The sequence below is a fragment of the Prosthecobacter sp. genome, from assembly GCF_044226605.1.
Lineage (GTDB): Bacteria > Verrucomicrobiota > Verrucomicrobiia > Verrucomicrobiales > Verrucomicrobiaceae > Prosthecobacter.
This window is the reverse complement of record NZ_JBGAGS010000010.1, coordinates 146,545-163,874: the sequence shown is the minus strand read 5'-3', so window position 1 is coordinate 163,874 and position 17,330 is coordinate 146,545. Positions and strand designations below refer to the sequence as shown.

Here is a 17,330-nt window from a genome sequence, read left to right as displayed (position 1 = left end):
TTTGAGGGAAGTTACTTGGGAGGGGCAGAGAGGGGGCGCTGCATTTTGGCAAAGGAATGGATTGGCAAAGGAATGGCCGGAGATTTGCACCGCAGAGATTTGGAGAACGCAGAGATGAGTTTTAGAGATCCAGATGCTGCGATTTGTGAAGAGGGGGCTTTGGGGGGGGAGGTGTTGTGGCGGATGGGCAGAGGGACCGGAGGGGTTGGCCGAAAAAGGGGAAAGAGGGGAAAAAGGGGGCGCTGCTTTTTGGCAAAGGAATGGATTGGCAAAGGAATGGCCGGAGATTTGCACCGCAGAGGTTGGAACGCCGCAGAGATGAGTTTTGGAGATCTGACGAACGAAGTGAGCCTGAAGGGGAGCGAACAGCGAATCAACACTCGGAATACACGGAAGGAGGGGCAGAGAGGGAGAGGGAGCAGGGATGGTTTTTGAAGGGGGCGTCTCTGGGGCGATGCGGAACAGCGGGCGGCACGCAGGTGGCGCTGGTTTTGGATGTTGAGGTGGTCCTGGGGACGTGAGGGAGAAGCGAGTGGCTTGGCTGGGTTGAGGGGGCTTTGCCGGAGCGGAGATTTTGTCCATTATTTGCACCGTGACCGCATTCCCCCTGGTATAAAAGTTTCTTCAACCCAGTTGTCGGATCTTGGACGGCAGATGTCCCTGCCGATGGTAACAACAGCTATTACTGCCGCCCGGCAGTCTGCCCCATTCAATCATTTTAACCTCTCATTAGAATCCATGAAAAACGTCATTCGCATCTGGCTGGCCGGGATGATATTGCATGTGGCTCATGCGGCCATGGCGGGGGTAGAGCAGATTGAGGATGCATTGAAGTTTCCGCCCAAAAACTGTCGCAATCTCGCTGAACTCAGGGCCAAAATTACTCCAGCCCAGAAGTGGTGGCGATTAGACGAAGGCAGCAGACGCTTTTATATCGGGGTCTTCAAAAGACCTTACGGAGGGGCATTCGAAGAGCATCAGGTATGCCTCTGGGAGTATGATTCGGCAAGCAGCAGTGGCATGAGCTTGCTATGGCAGGTGCATTTAACGGGTGTGCATGACCCGGAAGTCCGACTTGGTGCCACGGCCATTGAGATCATTGGCAGCATGGGTCCTGATCCGCGTGAAATTGTGGCAAGCATTCTCCTTCGGACTCTGCACGGTGGCAGCCGGAATATGGATACCAAACTCAATGCAATACCAGCCGACGCAAACGAGTAGCAGGAAACTGAGGCCGGGTACAAAAAAGGACCGATAGATTTGGGACGTGCGTTTTTGCCGCAAAGGGGCAGAGGGAGCAGAGATGGTTTTTGAATCGGTTCTCCCTGGGGCGATACGGAACAGCGGGCGGCACGCAGGTGGCGCTGGTTTTGGCTGTTGAGGTGGTCCTGGGGAGGTGAGGGAGAAGCGAGTGGCTTGGCTGCGTTGGGGGCTTTGCCTGGGGGATCATTTGTCAATTATTTGCACCCTGACCCCCAGTTTCGCTAATTAATTAGGCAAGTGATAAACGGAAAGCTTGTGAATCTCCACTTCAGTCAACGGCCCCTGAGTCTCAAGGCCAAATCGAATTGTTCCAGCTTCTGTCATTGGCCCCATCGTAACATCCCCCAAAATCACGCCATTATGGGTCACCACGCTTCTCCCATCCCTGCATGTAATCTCGAATGTATTTTTCCTTTCTAGCGACAGTTCTCCAATCGGACTGCCGATCACCCTAGGACCTCCAGAAACCCATTTAGGCCCATTTTCCCAATATCCGTCTCCCCATGTGCCATCTGAATTGACAAAGATACGAACACCATCTTCCCCACTACGACTTTGGCCACGGAGGACCAGCCCTACGCCAAATAAATGTTTGCCTTCGCTTTTTGTGATCGAGTATTCGCAGACAACTCTGCAGTTAGTAACTTGCACATTCAAACCAAACCAGTCTGCGATACTTTTCATTAATGAGCCTGCATGCAAAGTGCCACTGCCCTCCGCGATTAAATTTTCGGATGAGGTCGAAGCGGGAAGAATGGGGAGGAGGCTTCCGAAGCCCCCTAAGACCGCAGCGATGAGAGTAATCCACTCTGCATGATCCAACTTCCTGCATTTACACGCTCTAACGGCAATGAAAACGATAGCTGTAATGCAAATAACGACAAGAGTGGCAAGAAGCGTAGTCATAAAAATGGCTAAAAAATGCATTGAGTAAAAAAACGAAGTCACTCAGGTTGCACCAATTTTTGTATAATCAAAAATACAAAACCCGGCCATTATTCTATTGGCCATTAATGAAAAGGCACCGATTTTAAATAAAATTAAACTCGGCCAATCCAGGTGGTAGGCAATCTTCAAAGGGCGTGTTCAGTTCTTTCAGACAAAGCTGTTCTGAATCATGTGTTTTGCACTTGAGTGGCTGCATTGATGGTGAGAGGCTTGAAAAAGCTTTTTGTGTGCAGCCATGAATGTACATCGAAGCAGCGACGGATGAGTTGAGTCCGTTCTCTTTGTGGCGATAAGGAACAGCGGGCTGCATGTGTCGCGGCTTTTGAATGCTGAAGTGGTCCGAGGGGACGTGAGGGAGAAGCGAGAGGCTTGGCTGCGTTGAGGGCCAAGCGTAAGCGGAAATTTTGTCAATTATTTGCCTGCCCCCCAGTTTTTCAGTTCCTCCGCCATGATATGGCTGTTCAGATCACTTCTGATATGGTGTTTGCACATTAGCCCCCCAATACTAGGCACAGACCTCGTCAAATAGTATTTGCACTTAATTATATAAGACCTAATTTGCATGCCAAAGCGGGTATAAAATGAGTGAAACTAAGCAAATAGCGCTGATTGCGCAAAAGGTCTCTGCCGAAATTTTTAAGGAATTTGGATGGACTCAAATAGGCCCTGAAGACCACGATTGGACATGCGTAAGCCAGGAGAAGCATGAGGTGCAGACCCACCCATCAGACTTGGTCATGTGGTACGAAGATCCCTATGAAGATGTGCGGATGGTCTTCAATTTTGACCTGAAAAGTTATGCTGCCGGAACACTACAAAAGGCAAAAATTCGAAGTGCTATGACCAGTCTTTGTAAAGCCACAGACTGCGCGAATGTGAGCGCCGACTGGAGTTCGCTCTATGGGAGTTCTAGTGCGAACTACCAAGTGCATGGACTCCTTTTTGTATATAATCACGACGGATTGTATACGGGCGATTTTGACTCAATGATTCAAAAAATGGATAGTAAAGATCTCCCTCTGAGCAACAAAAACAAAGTTCATGTGTTCGGACCTGCCACGGTTAACTACCTCTCGACTATAGCGATTGACTTAGCTATTCTGCGCGCACGCAAAACGAACGATGGTCAATCTGCGAAGAGCGGCTTTTATTTCCCAGATTTAGTGGGACTTCATCCAAGAGCGCAGAATCAAAAAAGCGCATCAATCGAAATGCTCTTAAGCCCCTGGCAAATCATTCGCTTTGCATCCACTACACGGGGAGAACCAGCCCAGATCAGTTATGAGTATATTGTTTATTACCGCGGCACAGGAGAAAGTGTAGACGAATTCAAGTACCTTTTCGACGCATTCTTCAGGTTTCAAATGTTAGGGGATGAGGAAAGCATAAACATTCGGATGCCGTTTGCAGATCTAAAAGCTGCTGCCACTTTTCAACAAGCAAAAGAAGCGTACGCAGCCGACTTCTACGGACTTAAGGAATTCCAAGGAAGACTCAGTCGTATTCAGATCGGACCTATGTCTAACATTGTTAAAAACTTTTCAACCGTCGAACTCGGCATGGAGACATATGAGTAAAGTAGCACGAATTTCCAGGTATTTCGCTGACGATAAAGATATTTGTGACTTAATATCACAAGGGGCAGTAACAAGCTCTAAACTGACGGAAGTTTTACGACAGCGTGGAACCTTTGTATCCAGTGAGACCAGCAAAGAAAATTTAATTACTTATTTCCAACGCTTACAATTTTCTTGGCCTCAATTAGCGGATTTTCTGGAGATTTTGGATCGGCCGGAGCGAGAAGATCGATTCACAAATTGTCGCATTGATGCGTCATCGAAAGCATTAACAATTGATGCCACAATCACCGCAATGGAAAAAGTAAAGGCGGAACGCGGAGCAAAATATAATGAAATTTATAAGATAAATAAAATTGACGATAAGTCTGCCGTCTTAACGGTGGAATATGTGGAAGCGGATTTTTCCAAGACCAGATTGCGTCAGAAAGACGAAAAAACATTGAATTTCAGAGTAGATATTACAAAGACCGGCATTCAAGTGCGGCACCAAGCTGCAGGTCGTGGACACGAAATTATGAACGATGTCGAACAGCATTTGCAGCCTTCCGACGACAGTCCTCCCCCCACACGAAGGGAAATTATAGTAACAGGTCTGGGCAGTGAGCAAAGATCAAAGTTCTTCATCGAATTAGCCCGGGGGATTGAGGGATACAACCTTTCTGATCAACACGGTCTGCGAGTGGATAAGCCAAAGGACGACGTTAATGAAGACGATGACGATGATACTGACAATCCTCATCTAGAGAAGCAAGGCCGCGTCAATAGGGCCGTTCTAGAAGGAGATTCCCTTCTTTCCTCCGCTGAATATCAGGACTATTCGAAGCGCGGCTACTCTGTTAGCAGGCTCGGGTGGATTGCCGAGGCGGAAAACAAAACACTTGGGATTGTAGAATTTTCTGCTGAGTTCCAAAATGGACCCGATGGAACTGGGTTTAAATATGGAGTGCTTGGAAAGTGGGATGTCAAAAAAGATGGCGAGTTGGCAAAAACTCGTCGAGCAGTCACTCCCGCTGAAAAGAATAGGCTTTTGAAATTAATTGAAGAAAGCGCCTATCGGGCATTGGATAAAGTTAGTTCCGAAAAATTGGAACTGCCACCCAAAGAGGAAGCACCATAAAAATAATCTTATTATGCAGCCGCGCTTTCGATGGTTTAATATATCTCCGTTTGATCATGCATCAGTTGTCAAACTAGCGGCTTCATTGCAAAAGAAAGTATATCACCAAAACGCTTCAACTGGATTTAACCTGGAAATAATACGCAAAGACCGTATCGCGGGAACTTTCACTCATAAAAGAGAATTTGTCGAAGAGGTTCGGGATCCATTTGGAAACTTGGTAAAAGTTCGCAGAATAGCCTTTGACCAGTGCAATTTTTTGGTGGGTGTCAATAGTCCCAATATCCGTCTTCAAAATTTTGCCCGGCTCGGAAAACGTTTAACAGAGACTATTGCCGATGCGCTAGACTATACGATCTCAATAACTCCGATTGAAATCGATCCTCTTCGATGGGCTCAATGCATAACAGATAAAAATACTTCAGTGTCGCTTTCAGCCTTAAGATCCTTTCCATTCGAAGTATCAAGTGGTATAGCTGGTTCTATTCGCTTAACGGGTAGCGGAGATATAGCAAAAGAACTCGAAAGGCTACTAGGCAGCAGGAAAGTCCGAGCTAGCAATATTTTTTGCACTATTAAAAAAGGCGCTTTAGAATGGAAAGTTGAATTCCGCTCAACGGGGGCCGCAGTCGTACATAAAGGCGATTACGATCGGATAATAGGGCCGATTGGCGACGCCTTGACTTGTGCGACTATCTAGACTCTTACATTAAGGAGGTGGAAAGGAGTGTCCGCGCTCCCTTCTGATGCGTCAGCCCTCGAGGATGTAGCCGCAGGCGAGTTTTTGGAAGCGGTCGATTTCGTGGGAGGTTTTTTCGGGGGGCCAGTTGAGTTCGGTGGCCATGAGGGCGCCGACTCTGGGGGCGGCGGACATGCTGCTTTGGGCATCGAGGAGGAGGCTGCGGCTGCGGCGGGCGAGGACATCGCCGACGGTGCGGGCCATCTCGTGGCGGGCGTGGAAGATGACTTCGGCGCAGGTGAGGTCGAGGCGGGGGTGGACTTTGCCGGCCCATTCGGGCTCCTTGGCGGCGAGGGCGCGGATTTCGGCTGCATCGCTGCCATAGACGGCGAGGGGATCGTGGGGATCGAGGACGGTGGCGGAGCCGTGGATCATGAGGCTTTGGGTGGTGCAGTGGCGCATGCCGAGGCCGCCGACCATTTCCGCCTGGTCGATGACGTCTTCGGCCATGCGGCGGTAGGTGGTCCACTTGCCGCCGATGATGGTGACGAGGCCGGATTCGGCGACGAGGATGGTGTGGTCCCGTGAGAGGGCGGCGGTGCCTTCGGCGTTCTTGGTGGCGACGAGGGGGCGGAGGCCGGCGTAGACGCTGAGCACATCGCTGGGCTGCGGATCGCGCGTGAGGTAGCGGGCGGCGTGCGTCATGAGGAAGGCGATTTCGTCTGGCAAGGCGCGGGGTTCCAGCGCAGCGTGATGGACGGGGGTGTCCGTGGTGCCGATGATGACGCGGCCGTGCCAGGGGACGGCGAAGAGGACGCGGCCGTCGTCGGTCTTGGGGATCATGATGGCGGAGTCGCCGGGGAGGAACTCGCGGGGGAGGACGAGGTGGACGCCCTGGCTGGGAGCGACGATGTTTTCGGCCTTTTGCTCGTCCATGCGCCGGATGTCATCGACAAAGACGCCGGTGGCATTGATGACACAGCGGGCGCGGATTTCCTGCTGCCGGCCGGTTTCGACGCATTCGGCCTTGAGGCCGATGATGTGGCCGTTTTCCTTGATGAGGCCGCAGCAGCGGGTGTGATTGAGGACGATGGCGCCGTGGTTGACGGCGGTGCGGGCGAGGTGGATGGCGAGGCGGGCGTCATCGAACTGGCCGTCGTGATAGACGACGCCGCCGGAGAGGCCCTCGGTTTCGAGGGTGGGGAGGAGGTCGATCATTTCCTCGCGGGAGAGGTAGCGGGAGGGCTCGAGGCCGAGGTGGCCGGCGAGGGTGTCGTAGACCTTCATGCCGATGCCGTAGAAGGGGCCCTCCCACCAGTGGTAGCTGGGGATGACGAAGGGGAGGCTGTGGACGAGGTGGGGGGCATTGCGGACGAGGAGGCCGCGCTCGCGGAGGGCTTCGAGGACGAGGGAGACATTGCCCTGCTTGAGGTAGCGGACGCCGCCGTGGACGAGCTTGGTGGAGCGGGAGGAGGTGCCCTTGGCGAAGTCGGACTGCTCGATGAGGACGACGGAGTGGCCGCGGGAGGCGGCATCGACCGCGGCGCCGAGGCCGGTGGCGCCGCCGCCGATGATCGCGATGTCGAAGGGGCCGGTGTGGGCGGAGAGCTGGGAGAGGAGGTGCTCGCGATTCATGGGGGGCATTCTAAGAGGGCGAGGGGCTTAGGGGAAGCGTAGAGTGAGGAGGGGGAAGTGGGGGAGTTCGTTGGCGGGGAGTTTGCGGTTGTTTGCGGTGGTTTGCGGTGGTTTGCGGTGGTTTGCGGTGGTTTGCGGTGGTTTGCGGTGGTTTGCGGTGGTTTGCGGTGGTTGGCGGTGGTTTGCGGTGGTTTGCGGTGGTTTGCGGTGGTTTGCGGTGGTTTGCGGTGGTTGGCGGTGGTTGGCGGTGGTTTGCGGTGGTTGGCGGTGGTTGGCGGTGGTTTGCGGTGGTTTGCGGTGGTTTGCGGTGGTTTGCGGTGGTTTGGCGGAGGGGTCGGAGGGGTCGGAGGGGTCGGAGGGGTCGGAGGGGTCGGAGGGGGAGGTTTTTGGGGTGGGGGAGCGAGGGGGACGTTTGGGTTTGCCGCAGAGGGGTGGAGGGGCAGAGGGGGCGGAGATTTTGAAGAGCCGTTTCCGGCACTTCTGCTCCTTTGCCGGTCTGCGGGTGAGTCGGGGGTGCCGAGGGCGTGGGGATGGGCGGGGTTTTGGGTGTGGCGGGGCGCCGCACAGGGGATTGCCTTCGGCGCGCTTCGCGAGGTGCGGACCACTATGACTGTGCGGACCACTATGCTGCGGGAAGGGGGTGCATTCGGCGTTCGACATTGCGGGGGGGCTTGCTAGCGTTTGGATTCCCAAACAAACCAACCCCCAACTACCCCCCATCCCATGTCCGACATCGCTCTCGCCAAAGGTGAAAAATTTCTCGAAGACAACGCCAAGAAGGAAGGCGTGGTCGTGACCGCCAGCGGTCTGCAGTACAAGGTGATCACCCCCGGCACTGGCAAAAGCCCGAAGGCCACTGACACGGTGGAAGTGCACTACGAAGGCACCCTCATCGACGGCAAGGTTTTCGACAGCAGCTACCGCCGCAAGGAGTCCATCGAGTTTCCGCTGAACCGTGTGATCGCCGGCTGGACGGAAGGCGTGCAGCTGATGCAGGAAGGGGCGAAGTATCGCTTCTTCATTCCTTCGAAGCTCGCCTACGGCCCCCGTGGCGCTGGTCGTGACATCGGGCCGAATGAGGCGCTGATTTTCGACGTGGAGCTGATCAAGGTGAAGTAAGTTTCGCCTGTTTGCAGTTCTTTGCTCTGTGGTGCTGGGCGGTGCGTGTTGCGCCGCCCAGTTTTTTTTGGCACTCATCTGGTGCGCGGCCTGCAGGGACGTGCGGTTTTGCCGCAGAGGGGCGGAGAGGCGGAGGGGGCGGAGGTTTTGAATGCGGAGAGGAGGGGCTGCTAAAAGATGGATGGTAAAAGATTCTGAAGTGCAGAGGGTGCTAGGACGGGAGCGAGGCGTCGTTATGGGGGGATGTGGATGCGATTTGCTGTTTGTTTTATCTCCTGCCTGCTGGTGTGCTCTGGTTTCGCCGCCAAGCCCAACATCGTGCTCATTGTGAGCGATGATCAGGGGTATCCGGATCTCGGGTGCATTGGGAGCAAGCCGCTGATCACGCCGAATCTGGACAAGCTGGCGGCGGAGGGGGTGAGGGGGACGAGTTTTTATGTGACGTGGCCGGCTTGTACGCCGTCGCGGGGGAGCATTCTGACGGGGAGGTATCCGCAGCGGAACGGGCTGTACGACATGGTGCGGAATGATCTGGTGAACTTCGGGCACCGTTTTGGTGCGGAGGAGTATGCGGTTTCGCCCGAGATGACGCTGGGGCTGGATGTGCGTGAAGTCACCATCGGCAACATGCTGCAGCAGGCGGGGTATGTGACGGGTTGCGTGGGGAAATGGGACATGGGGCAGGCGAAGCGGTTTCTGCCGCTGCAGCGGGGCTTTGATTTTTTCTACGGGCACGGGAACAACGGGATCGACTACTACACGCATGAGCGGTACGGGGTGCCCTCGCTGTTTCGCGGGAATGCGCGGACGGAGGAGGACAAGGGGACGTATGTGACGGAGGTGTTTCGGCGTGAGGCGCTGTCGTTTGTGGATCAGCACGTGGTCAAAAACCCCTTCTTCCTTTACCTCGCCTTCAACGCGCCGCATGGGGCTTCAAGCTTCGGGGAGGGGACGAAGGAGGGGGAAAAGAAGCTGAGCGAGGGCGTGCAGGCGCCGGAGAAATACGTGGCGATGTATCGGGGGAAAGTGAAGGACGAGAAGCTGGCGCGCTACTGCGGTGCGGTAACGTGCATGGACGAGGCGATCGGGGCTGTAATGGAGGCGGTGGAGAAGGCGGGGCAGACGGAGAACACGATCTTTGTGTTTCTCTCTGACAACGGCGGCAGCGGCAACGGCGGCAATGCGCCGCTGCGGGGCCAGAAGAGCACGATGTGGGAGGGCGGGCTGCGGGTGCCGTTTATCATGCGCTGGCCGGGGAAGGTCCCGGCGGGAAAGGTGACGGACGAGTTTCTCACGTCTCTGGAGCTGGTGCCGACGCTGCTGGCGGCGACGGGCGGAAAAGCGCCGCAAGGGGTGAAGCTGGATGGCTTTGACATGCTGCCGGTGCTGAAAGGGGAGGCGAAGTCGCCGAGGACGGAGATGTACTGGCAGCGCCGCGGAGACAAGGCGGCACGGGTGGGGAACTGGAAGTGGGTGGAGTCCGAGAAGGGCGGGGGGCTCTATGACCTGAGCGCCGACTTGGGGGAGAAGAAGGACCTGAGCGGGGAGAAGCCGGAGGTGGTGAAGATGATGCGGGAGAGGTTTGAGAAGTGGCGGACGGAGATGGATGAGACAGAGCCGCGGGGGCCGTTTCGGGACTATTGAGGTTGTCGGTTCTCGGTTGGCTGGGGTGGGTGTTGGACGGTAGGGGGGAGGGCGGTGACCGGGGGGGCTGCGAGAGCGGCGCTAAAGCGCCGCACTCCGGGGACGCTGGCGCGGGTGTTTGGGAGGGGCGTGGTGCGCGAGGGCTGGGGGGCTCGGGGAGGGATGTCGGCTGCTGCTTTCGGGATGAACTTTGGTGATTGTGAGCGGTGCTGGCCGTCGAAAGCGGTAGCTGCGTTCGTGCCTTATTTCGCGACCGCATTGATTCGCTGCGCTCACCCTTCGGGCAGCCTGCGGCTGTCTACCTTCGCTGCGCTTCGGTTCCAAAAGGGTTGGTGCGGCTTTCAGGGGGTGGCGTGGAATTATTAAAATTTAGTTCGTTGATAATGAATGAGGTGGCCTGCGGGAGGGTATGGCGTCAACACAGAAAATGAGAAGATTTTAACAAATTGAGTGCGGGACTATTGCTGGAAGCGTGCTATGTAAGCGGTTCAACCCAACTATGACCAGATCCAGCGCCCCTGAGATGTCTTCGCCCAAGCCGCAGGCCACGATTTCCGAATGGAAGAAAATAGTCGCCCCTTTCACCGTCCCCTCCATCCCCCGAGCGACGTGGCAGATTTTGAATACTTTTGTCCCTTATGCGCTGCTTTGGTATGCGATGTACTGGAGCCTCTCGGTTTCCTACTGGCTGACGCTGGGGATCGCGGCGGTGACGGGGCTGCTGCTGGTGCGCATTTTCATCATTTTCCATGACTGCGGGCATGGGTCGTTTTTCAAATCGAAGCAGGCGAACAGCTTCCTGGGCTTCATCTGCGGGATGCTGACTTTCACACCGTATTCGCACTGGACGTGGCAGCACTCGGTGCACCACCAGACCTCTGGCGACCTGAGCCGCCGTGGTGATGGCGACATCTGGACGATGACGGTGAAGGAATACCAGTCCTCCAGCCCGCGCTGGCAGTGGTTTTACCGGCTGATCCGCAATCCGATCACGCTGTTTGTGGTGGGGCCGCTGGCGCTGTTCCTGATCCATCAGCGCTTCCCCTCGCCGCGTGCGAAGGGCAAGGACCGCAAGTCGGTGATGACGATGAACATCGCGCTGGTGGCGATGATTGTGGCGCTGAGCTTTCTGTTTGGCTTTAAGAACTACGTGATGATGCAGATCCCGGTGACGATGTTTGCGGGGATCGCGGGGATCTGGATGTTCTATGTGCAGCACCAGTATGAGGATGTGTACTGGGAGCACAAGGAGGAGTGGGACTACACGACGGCGGCGCTGGAGGGGAGCTCCTTCTACAAGCTGCCGAAGATCTTCCAATGGTTCACGGGCAACATCGGCTTTCACCATGTGCACCACCTGAGCTCCCGCATCCCGAACTACTACCTGGAGAAGTGCCATAACTCGCACCCGCTGTTCTATTCGATCAAGCCGCTGTATTTCTGGGAGAGCCTGAAGTGCATGAACCTGCGCATTTATGATGAGAGCGACCGCAGGCTGATCTCCTGGAAGGAGTACCGCCAGCGCTATGGCGCCGAGGCGCCTGCTGCTGCCGCGACGGAGGAGGTGGATCCTGCGGATCTGCCTGCGCCGAGCGAGATTGGTTCTGGCATGTCCTGATTAATGTAGGGACGCCTTTTTTCACAACACCGCAGAGAGAGCCTGCTGAACCGGGTTTTTCTGCGGTGTTTTCATTTATTCTTCGCGAATTATTCCGCGCATTGCTGAGTCGCGGTCGTAGCATGTAGCATGTCTGTTTTTCGGCTTAACACGGAGTATAGCCCGCAGGGGGATCAGGCGCAGGCGATTGCGAAGCTGACGAAGTCGGTGCGTGCGGGAAACCGGCACCAGACGCTGATGGGCGTGACGGGATCGGGGAAGACTTTCACGATGGCGAACATCATCGCGGAGGTGGGGCGGCCGGCGCTGGTGTTCTCGCATAACAAGACGCTGGCGGCGCAGTTGTACTCGGAGTTTAAGAACTTTTTTCCGAACAACGCGGTGGAGTATTTTGTGAGCTACTTCGACTACTACCAGCCGGAGGCGTACATCGCGCGGACGGATACGTACATTGAGAAGGACAGCGCGGTGAATGATGAGATCGAGCGGCTGCGGCTGGCGAGCATGGGGGCGCTGATTACGCGGCAGGACACGATCATCGTGGCGAGTGTGTCATGCATTTATGGTTTGGGTTCGCCGGAGGATTATGAGGGGATGATGCTGCCGCTGAATGTGGGGCAGCAGATCACGCGGGAGACGCTGCTGACGCGGCTGGTGGACATGCTGTATGAGCGGAACGACATCCAGCTGACGCGTGGGAAATTTCGCGCGCGTGGGGATGTGATCGAGATCGTGCCGGCGTATCTGGAGAACGAGGCGATCCGGGTGGAGTTTTTTGGCGATGAGATCGACCGGATCAGCGCGGTGGATGTGCTGACGGGAACGGTGACGCTGAAGCTACCGAGTTATACGATTTTTCCAGCGAAGCAGTTCGTGACGCCGGGGGACAAAATGCGCAATGCCATCGTGAAAATTCGCGAGGAGATGGAGGAGCGGGTGGCGTGGTTTGAGAAGGAAGGGAAGCTGCTGGAGGCGCAGCGCATCAAGATGCGGACGCAGTATGACATCGAGATGATGCAGGAGATGGGCTTCTGCCAGGGGATCGAGAACTACAGCCGGCACCTGACGGGGCGTGAGCCGGGGGCGACGCCGGGGACGCTGCTGGATTTCTTCAAGGAGCCGCCGCTGATGTTTATCGACGAGAGCCACGTAACCATTCCGCAGATCGGGGGGATGTATGAGGGGGACAAGTCGCGCAAGACGGTGCTGGTGGAGCATGGGTTCCGTCTGCCGAGTGCGCTGGACAACCGGCCGCTGAGGTTTGAGGAGTTCATGGGAAAGGTGGGGCAACTGGTGTATGTGAGCGCGACGCCGGCGCGGTTTGAGATTGAAAACAGCAAGGTGGGGAATGCGGGCTACATCGCGAAGAGCACGGATGCGCTGCCGTATGCGGGGAATGTGCGCATCAGTGGCAGTGCGGAGTCGATTGAGAAGTTTGATGTGACGACGAAGGGGCGTGCGCTGGTGGTGGAGCAGGTCATCAGGCCCACGGGGTTGCTGGACCCGATCATCACCGTGAAGCCGTTGAAGGGGCAGATTGATGAGACAATCGAGCTATGCCGGCAGCGGGTGGAGAAGCGTGAGCGTGTGCTGGTGACGACGCTGACGAAGCGGACGGCGGAGGATTTGACGGACTATCTGCGCAATCTGGATTTCAAGGTGCGGTATCTGCACAGCGACATCGATGCGATCGAGCGGGTGGAGATTTTGCGCAGTTTGAGAGCGGGAGACTGCGATGTGCTGGTGGGGATCAACCTGCTGCGCGAGGGGCTCGATTTGCCGGAGGTGAGCCTGGTGTGTATCCTGGATGCGGACAAGGAAGGCTTTCTGCGCAGTGAGTCGTCACTGATCCAGACGGCGGGACGTGCGGCGCGGCATGTGAACGGGGAGGTGGTGCTGTTTGCGGATCTGCAGACGAAGAGCATTCAGGCGCTGCTGAGCATCAGTGGCTATCGCAGGCAGGTGCAGACGGAGCACAATGAGAAGCACGGGATCACGCCGCAGACGGTGCAGCGTGCGGTGCAGGAGAGTCTGCAAATCCTGGGCAAGGCGCGTGACGTGGAGGAGAGCGTGGTGCGCGAAGGGGGCGGTGATTTTGCGATCACGGAGACGATCCGTGAGCTGGAGCAGGAGATGGCTGAGGCGGCGATGAAGCTGGAGTATGAACGCGCGGCGCTGCTGCGGGATCAGATTCGTGAGCTGAAGAAGCGGGCGGGGCTGAATGCGGATGATTCGAGTGCGCTGCCAGCGCAACGGAAGAATGTGACGTATGCGAAGCCGAAGAGGGGTGGGAGGAAGGGGAGGTAGGAATGACGAATGGAGGGGTGAGTGTGGGGAGAGGTTGTGGTGCTTGACGTTTGTGATGAGGTTGGGCAGGATCGCGGGATGATGATTGACGTGATTGTCCTTTTCTTTGCGATTCTCGGGGTGGGATGGGGATGTCGTGTTTGGAATGAAAAGCGCAGGATGGCAGCGTTGACTCCGGAAGACGGGGAGCTGGTGAAATTGCTGACGCGGGCAGCGGCGGCGATGAAGAAAGGGGACAGCGAGGCGCAGAGTGAAGTGCTCAAAGCGGTGGGTGCGCTGGGCACCGGGGCATCGGTGCCGTTCATTGCAGACTGGCTTTCCACGCGGAGTCTCAGCGTCTTGTGGCCGGATCTGCTGGAAGGCATCTTAGAGGGTGCGGAGCATGCGGACGAGAAGTGGAGGGAGGGTGTCTTTCGAGTGCTTGAAAAGGGGCTGGCCAATCCTGCGACGCCGGATCGTTTTCGTGGCTGGCCGGGAGTTTCGTGGCCGGCGGTGATGATGGCGGTGGATGAGAAGCGCGCGCTTCAAGTGTTTGCCAAGCAAGGGCTGCTGGTGCTGGGCGCGGAGGGATTTGCGGCCGCAGTGGATGCGATCAATGTTTCGCCTACGGCTGTGGTGCCTGCGGAGATTGCGGCGCAGTGGCTGCCGAGGGGGCTGCCGGATCTGAGCAAGAAGGGCATGGGAGAGCAGTACCTGCTGATGCTGCGCGCGCATGCCGAGCATGATCTGCCCGAAACGCAACGGCGGCTGTGGGAGCTGGTGGAGAGAGGAGAGATGGCCTTGGATGCCGCGAAGCTGCTGTTGAAGGCTGAGGGGCTGCCTGATCCTGTGTGGAAGTTGAGCAGCCGGGTGGATGAAGTGGGGCTCGACAAGGTGAGGCCCGCTGAACGGACGGTGTGGCTGGTGGGGAACTGCTTTGTGTTTCTCACGGCCGGGTCCGAGTTTGAGACTTACGCGGCGAGCAGTGAGGCGGATCACCTGCCGGAGATTGTGGAGGCGTTAAAGGAGATCGGGGCGCCGGCGACTGCGCGTTGTTTGCAGGAATGGGCGAGGCTGTTTGGCGAGGAGTGGCCGCGGGATGACGATGAGCGGGAGACGATCATCGAGAAACGCAGGCTCAAGCCGCAGGCGCATTGGGACAAGGTGTGTGCGGGTGCGGAACCGCTGGAGAATGTGGTGGCGCTTAATCTGAGATATGAGTTGAGCCACGCGGACCAGTTTGAGAGGACTGAGCAGTAGTCTTTCTCCAGAAATTGCGAAAGCGTTGGTGAATGGGCGGTGCCAGTCTGAAAGAAGAGGCCATGAAAGCCGGGCCAAGGAGGTGCCTCATTTCCCTCACAGCCAAGGAAGGTATATCTTCTTGAGAATGCTGAACACCGAACTGCTCTTGTGCTGGGCGCCATGGGCTGCGTCGATGACCACCAACCTGTTTTTCTCCAACTGAAAAAACAGGGGAGAATCTAGCAAAACTTGAGGGTCGCTTTGAGAGCCAATCAGGGAGAATTCAGTGTCTTTGCTCCAGCACAACAAACGAGCAGGAGGCAAGGCTCCTTCGGTCCTTAAATCTTCAATGATCTGAGGCTCTCCATGACTGTCCAGAACGAGGAGACCGGGGCCCTTCGCCAGGTGAAAAAACATCCGGCCAAGACTCACGGCGGACAGCTGCAGCGTTATCGCAGTGCTCAGGGTTACTCCGCCGCTAAAGCCCACCAAACTGTGATGGTGGAAGCAGACCGTGTCATTTTCATCCAGATCAATGACCACATAACGATGGCCTTCCGAAGCGCCATATTGAAGCTCCAAAGGGCCTTGAGGAGATCGAATGCGAAACAAGCTCCATGTTCCATGGAGAAATCGGGCGACCAGACTGTTCCATGGTTGGGGAAATGCGATTTCGGGCGGCGGTCCAATATGATGGTAAGTACGCTTGGCGTAGAACGCCGTGCCTTCGGGGAAACTGAGCTTTAAAGGATTATGGACACTTGCCTTCATGAATGATCTTTGAGGCTAAAGCGAACGCTTCCAGCTTGAGCGATGACAATACGTGCCGTGTATCTGACCCACAGCCAGAGAGCTATGCAGATCAAGTATGCGACAAATAATCTGTCCAGCCAGCGCAAGGTCTCAATTAGTGTTTCGAAGAACCAATCAGTGGGTTCTTTTGATTCGTGCAGCCATTTTTGCCTTAGCCAACCCTCGGGGTCCTTGAAAAAGCTTGGTGTGCTGCTCAGCGAATTGTCCAACGAGGCTTTGGACTGTGTTAGCTTCGATTCAATCACTCGATCCAAGATAAAATGAATGGTTATTCCTGGAAGCAATGCAACGAACACAAAAGCAACGAGCTTGATGCCGCGATGACCCGCCTTGAACAAGGTTTCATCACCTGTCGATTTCAGGAGTTCGTGATTATCACGCTTGTATTTCCTGAACATGATCACAACCCCCGCTGAAAAACTGATCAGCGCAGCGGCAGGGAAAATGATGAAACCGTATTTGATGACAACGCTGAGAAAGCCCAGCGCAATCAGTGCCAAGGCACCGTAAATGAAAGCCCGATATCTTTTGTGGAGGCGGTTATCGAAGACGGGCTGTTGCATTAATTCAGCCGAATAAATCTTTTCTGAAGGTAGCAGGCCTGTAGACTCAGGCTCCTTTGCCTGCAAGAAACGGGTGCTGCGTACCAGCCAGAAAGCGATCAAGGCAAGCAGCGCCCTCTGCGGCACACCTGCCAATGGGGTATTGCTGAAAAGCCAGATAACAAAGACAGCAGCCGCAGCCAGGAGGAATATGCTCGTTGCCAAGGTGCCCCAAGTTTTTCTCAGCACCTCAACGGCCAGCGTTATGATGGCAGCAAGAGCATACGCCCCAACAAACAGTTCGAAACCCAGTTGATGATACCATCGCATGCTCCATTCCTCAGTGGTCCTGGGCACGGGCACATAACTTGATCCCTTCCCAATCAGCTTTTCGAACCATCCTGGCGGTACTTCAGCATAATGGTCTGGAAGCATGTCGAAGAGAATGACGAGCAAAACACCTCCAATCATCACCCCGGTCACGGACAGCCAAAAAAGCCGCCCGACAAGCATCCAGCGTCCTTTTGCAAGTTTCCTTATTGCGAGGTCGCAGAACCAGGCAATCGCCAGGCAGAAACAAACGATGGCCGCTTTGATCCACAGGCCTTCCGGCCACCTTGCGGCGTAGTCACTAACCCACGATGTCACAGGATTATAGGTTGGTCCGCCGGGCAGAGCAAAGTTTTGACCGTGGATGACGACATGTCCGACGATCATGAGCATCAATGACAGCCCCATCAGCAACCAAAAGACGGAGGAATGTCTGAGCAAATGATGTAAGCGGCTCATGAGAGAGTAATTTTCTACCTTGGGGGTTCACTTGAATGAAGCGAGCTGCAGTTTG

The 17,330-nt window shown here is 55.7% G+C and carries 12 protein-coding genes and 1 pseudogene; 9 read left to right on the top strand and 4 right to left on the bottom strand.

Annotated features, from left to right (window positions below):
- Window positions 1-738 precede the first annotated feature (738 nt).
- The gene (locus ACILSO_RS15630) at window positions 739-1,221 is read left to right on the top strand and encodes a hypothetical protein (protein WP_395738363.1); all 483 of its coding nucleotides are present in this window, start codon (window positions 739-741) and stop codon (window positions 1,219-1,221) included.
- Between the two features lie 267 nt (window positions 1,222-1,488).
- Here ACILSO_RS15630 and ACILSO_RS15625 read toward each other — a convergent pair whose 3' ends face one another.
- Window positions 1,489-2,190: a hypothetical protein gene (locus ACILSO_RS15625; RefSeq protein ID WP_395738362.1), complete on the bottom strand. Its 702-nt coding sequence runs from the start codon at window positions 2,188-2,190 to the stop codon at window positions 1,489-1,491.
- 602 nt (window positions 2,191-2,792) lie between these two features.
- On the opposite strand from ACILSO_RS15625, the gene ACILSO_RS15620 reads away from it, so the two are divergent.
- The 3 genes from ACILSO_RS15620 to ACILSO_RS15610 are packed head-to-tail and all read left to right on the top strand — an operon-like array spanning window position 2,793 to window position 5,608.
- Window positions 2,793-3,788 carry a hypothetical protein gene (locus ACILSO_RS15620; protein WP_395738361.1) on the top strand — a complete coding sequence of 332 codons (996 nt, stop codon included), beginning with the start codon at window positions 2,793-2,795 and terminating at the stop codon, window positions 3,786-3,788.
- Window positions 3,781-4,908, top strand: a complete 1,128-nt coding sequence (locus ACILSO_RS15615; RefSeq protein ID WP_395738360.1) for a hypothetical protein — start codon at window positions 3,781-3,783, stop codon at window positions 4,906-4,908. Before ACILSO_RS15620 ends, ACILSO_RS15615 begins: the two co-directional genes overlap by 8 nt.
- Window positions 4,909-4,921: 13 nt before the next feature.
- The gene (locus ACILSO_RS15610; protein ID WP_395738359.1) at window positions 4,922-5,608 is read left to right on the top strand and encodes a hypothetical protein; all 687 of its coding nucleotides are present in this window, start codon (window positions 4,922-4,924) and stop codon (window positions 5,606-5,608) included.
- Window positions 5,609-5,659: 51 nt separating this feature from the next.
- On the opposite strand, the gene ACILSO_RS15605 is transcribed toward ACILSO_RS15610, so the two are convergent.
- Entirely contained in the window at window positions 5,660-7,222 is a 1,563-nt protein-coding gene (locus tag ACILSO_RS15605) for a glycerol-3-phosphate dehydrogenase/oxidase (protein ID WP_395738358.1), read from the bottom strand.
- 735 nt (window positions 7,223-7,957) lie between these two features.
- On the opposite strand from ACILSO_RS15605, the pseudogene ACILSO_RS15600 reads away from it, so the two are divergent.
- From ACILSO_RS15600 to ACILSO_RS15580, 5 genes and pseudogenes are all read left to right on the top strand, one after another.
- Window positions 7,958-8,341: pseudogene (locus ACILSO_RS15600) on the top strand (FKBP-type peptidyl-prolyl cis-trans isomerase); the annotation flags it as partial.
- Window positions 8,342-8,590: 249 nt separating this feature from the next.
- Window positions 8,591-9,985, top strand: a complete 1,395-nt coding sequence (locus ACILSO_RS15595) for a sulfatase-like hydrolase/transferase (protein ID WP_395738357.1) — start codon at window positions 8,591-8,593, stop codon at window positions 9,983-9,985.
- A 499-nt stretch (window positions 9,986-10,484) separates the two neighbouring features.
- Window positions 10,485-11,603 carry a fatty acid desaturase gene (locus ACILSO_RS15590; RefSeq protein ID WP_395738356.1) on the top strand — a complete coding sequence of 373 codons (1,119 nt, stop codon included), beginning with the start codon at window positions 10,485-10,487 and terminating at the stop codon, window positions 11,601-11,603.
- A gap of 129 nt (window positions 11,604-11,732) precedes the next feature.
- The gene (gene uvrB / locus ACILSO_RS15585; protein ID WP_395738355.1) at window positions 11,733-13,910 is read left to right on the top strand and encodes an excinuclease ABC subunit UvrB; all 2,178 of its coding nucleotides are present in this window, start codon (window positions 11,733-11,735) and stop codon (window positions 13,908-13,910) included.
- 159 nt (window positions 13,911-14,069) lie between these two features.
- Window positions 14,070-15,149, top strand: a complete 1,080-nt coding sequence (locus ACILSO_RS15580) for a hypothetical protein (RefSeq protein WP_395738354.1) — start codon at window positions 14,070-14,072, stop codon at window positions 15,147-15,149.
- A 96-nt stretch (window positions 15,150-15,245) separates the two neighbouring features.
- Here ACILSO_RS15580 and ACILSO_RS15575 read toward each other — a convergent pair whose 3' ends face one another.
- Both ACILSO_RS15575 and ACILSO_RS15570 read right to left on the bottom strand, forming a co-directional pair.
- Window positions 15,246-15,902 carry an AIM24 family protein gene (locus tag ACILSO_RS15575; RefSeq protein WP_395738353.1) on the bottom strand — a complete coding sequence of 219 codons (657 nt, stop codon included), beginning with the start codon at window positions 15,900-15,902 and terminating at the stop codon, window positions 15,246-15,248.
- A complete protein-coding gene (locus ACILSO_RS15570; RefSeq protein ID WP_395738352.1) occupies window positions 15,899-17,275 on the bottom strand; it encodes a hypothetical protein in 1,377 nt (458 codons plus the stop codon). The genes ACILSO_RS15575 and ACILSO_RS15570 overlap by 4 nt, the downstream gene beginning before the upstream one ends.
- Between the last annotated feature and the right edge of the window lie 55 nt (window positions 17,276-17,330).

Bases quoted from the DNA above. Each gene is read 5' to 3' on its own strand.
- uvrB (WP_395738355.1), top strand. From the start codon at position 11,733: ATGTCTGTTTTTCGGCTTAACACGGAGTATAGCCCGCAGGGGGATCAG.
- ACILSO_RS15570 (WP_395738352.1), bottom strand. From the start codon at position 17,275: ATGAGCCGCTTACATCATTTGCTCAGACATTCCTCCGTCTTTTGGTTG.
- ACILSO_RS15575 (WP_395738353.1), bottom strand. From the start codon at position 15,902: ATGAAGGCAAGTGTCCATAATCCTTTAAAGCTCAGTTTCCCCGAAGGC.
- ACILSO_RS15615 (WP_395738360.1), top strand. From the start codon at position 3,781: ATGAGTAAAGTAGCACGAATTTCCAGGTATTTCGCTGACGATAAAGAT.
- ACILSO_RS15620 (WP_395738361.1), top strand. From the start codon at position 2,793: ATGAGTGAAACTAAGCAAATAGCGCTGATTGCGCAAAAGGTCTCTGCC.
- ACILSO_RS15595 (WP_395738357.1), top strand. From the start codon at position 8,591: ATGCGATTTGCTGTTTGTTTTATCTCCTGCCTGCTGGTGTGCTCTGGT.
- ACILSO_RS15625 (WP_395738362.1), bottom strand. From the start codon at position 2,190: ATGCATTTTTTAGCCATTTTTATGACTACGCTTCTTGCCACTCTTGTC.
- ACILSO_RS15590 (WP_395738356.1), top strand. From the start codon at position 10,485: ATGACCAGATCCAGCGCCCCTGAGATGTCTTCGCCCAAGCCGCAGGCC.
- ACILSO_RS15605 (WP_395738358.1), bottom strand. From the start codon at position 7,222: ATGAATCGCGAGCACCTCCTCTCCCAGCTCTCCGCCCACACCGGCCCC.
- ACILSO_RS15580 (WP_395738354.1), top strand. From the start codon at position 14,070: ATGGCAGCGTTGACTCCGGAAGACGGGGAGCTGGTGAAATTGCTGACG.
- ACILSO_RS15630 (WP_395738363.1), top strand. From the start codon at position 739: ATGAAAAACGTCATTCGCATCTGGCTGGCCGGGATGATATTGCATGTG.
- ACILSO_RS15610 (WP_395738359.1), top strand. From the start codon at position 4,922: ATGCAGCCGCGCTTTCGATGGTTTAATATATCTCCGTTTGATCATGCA.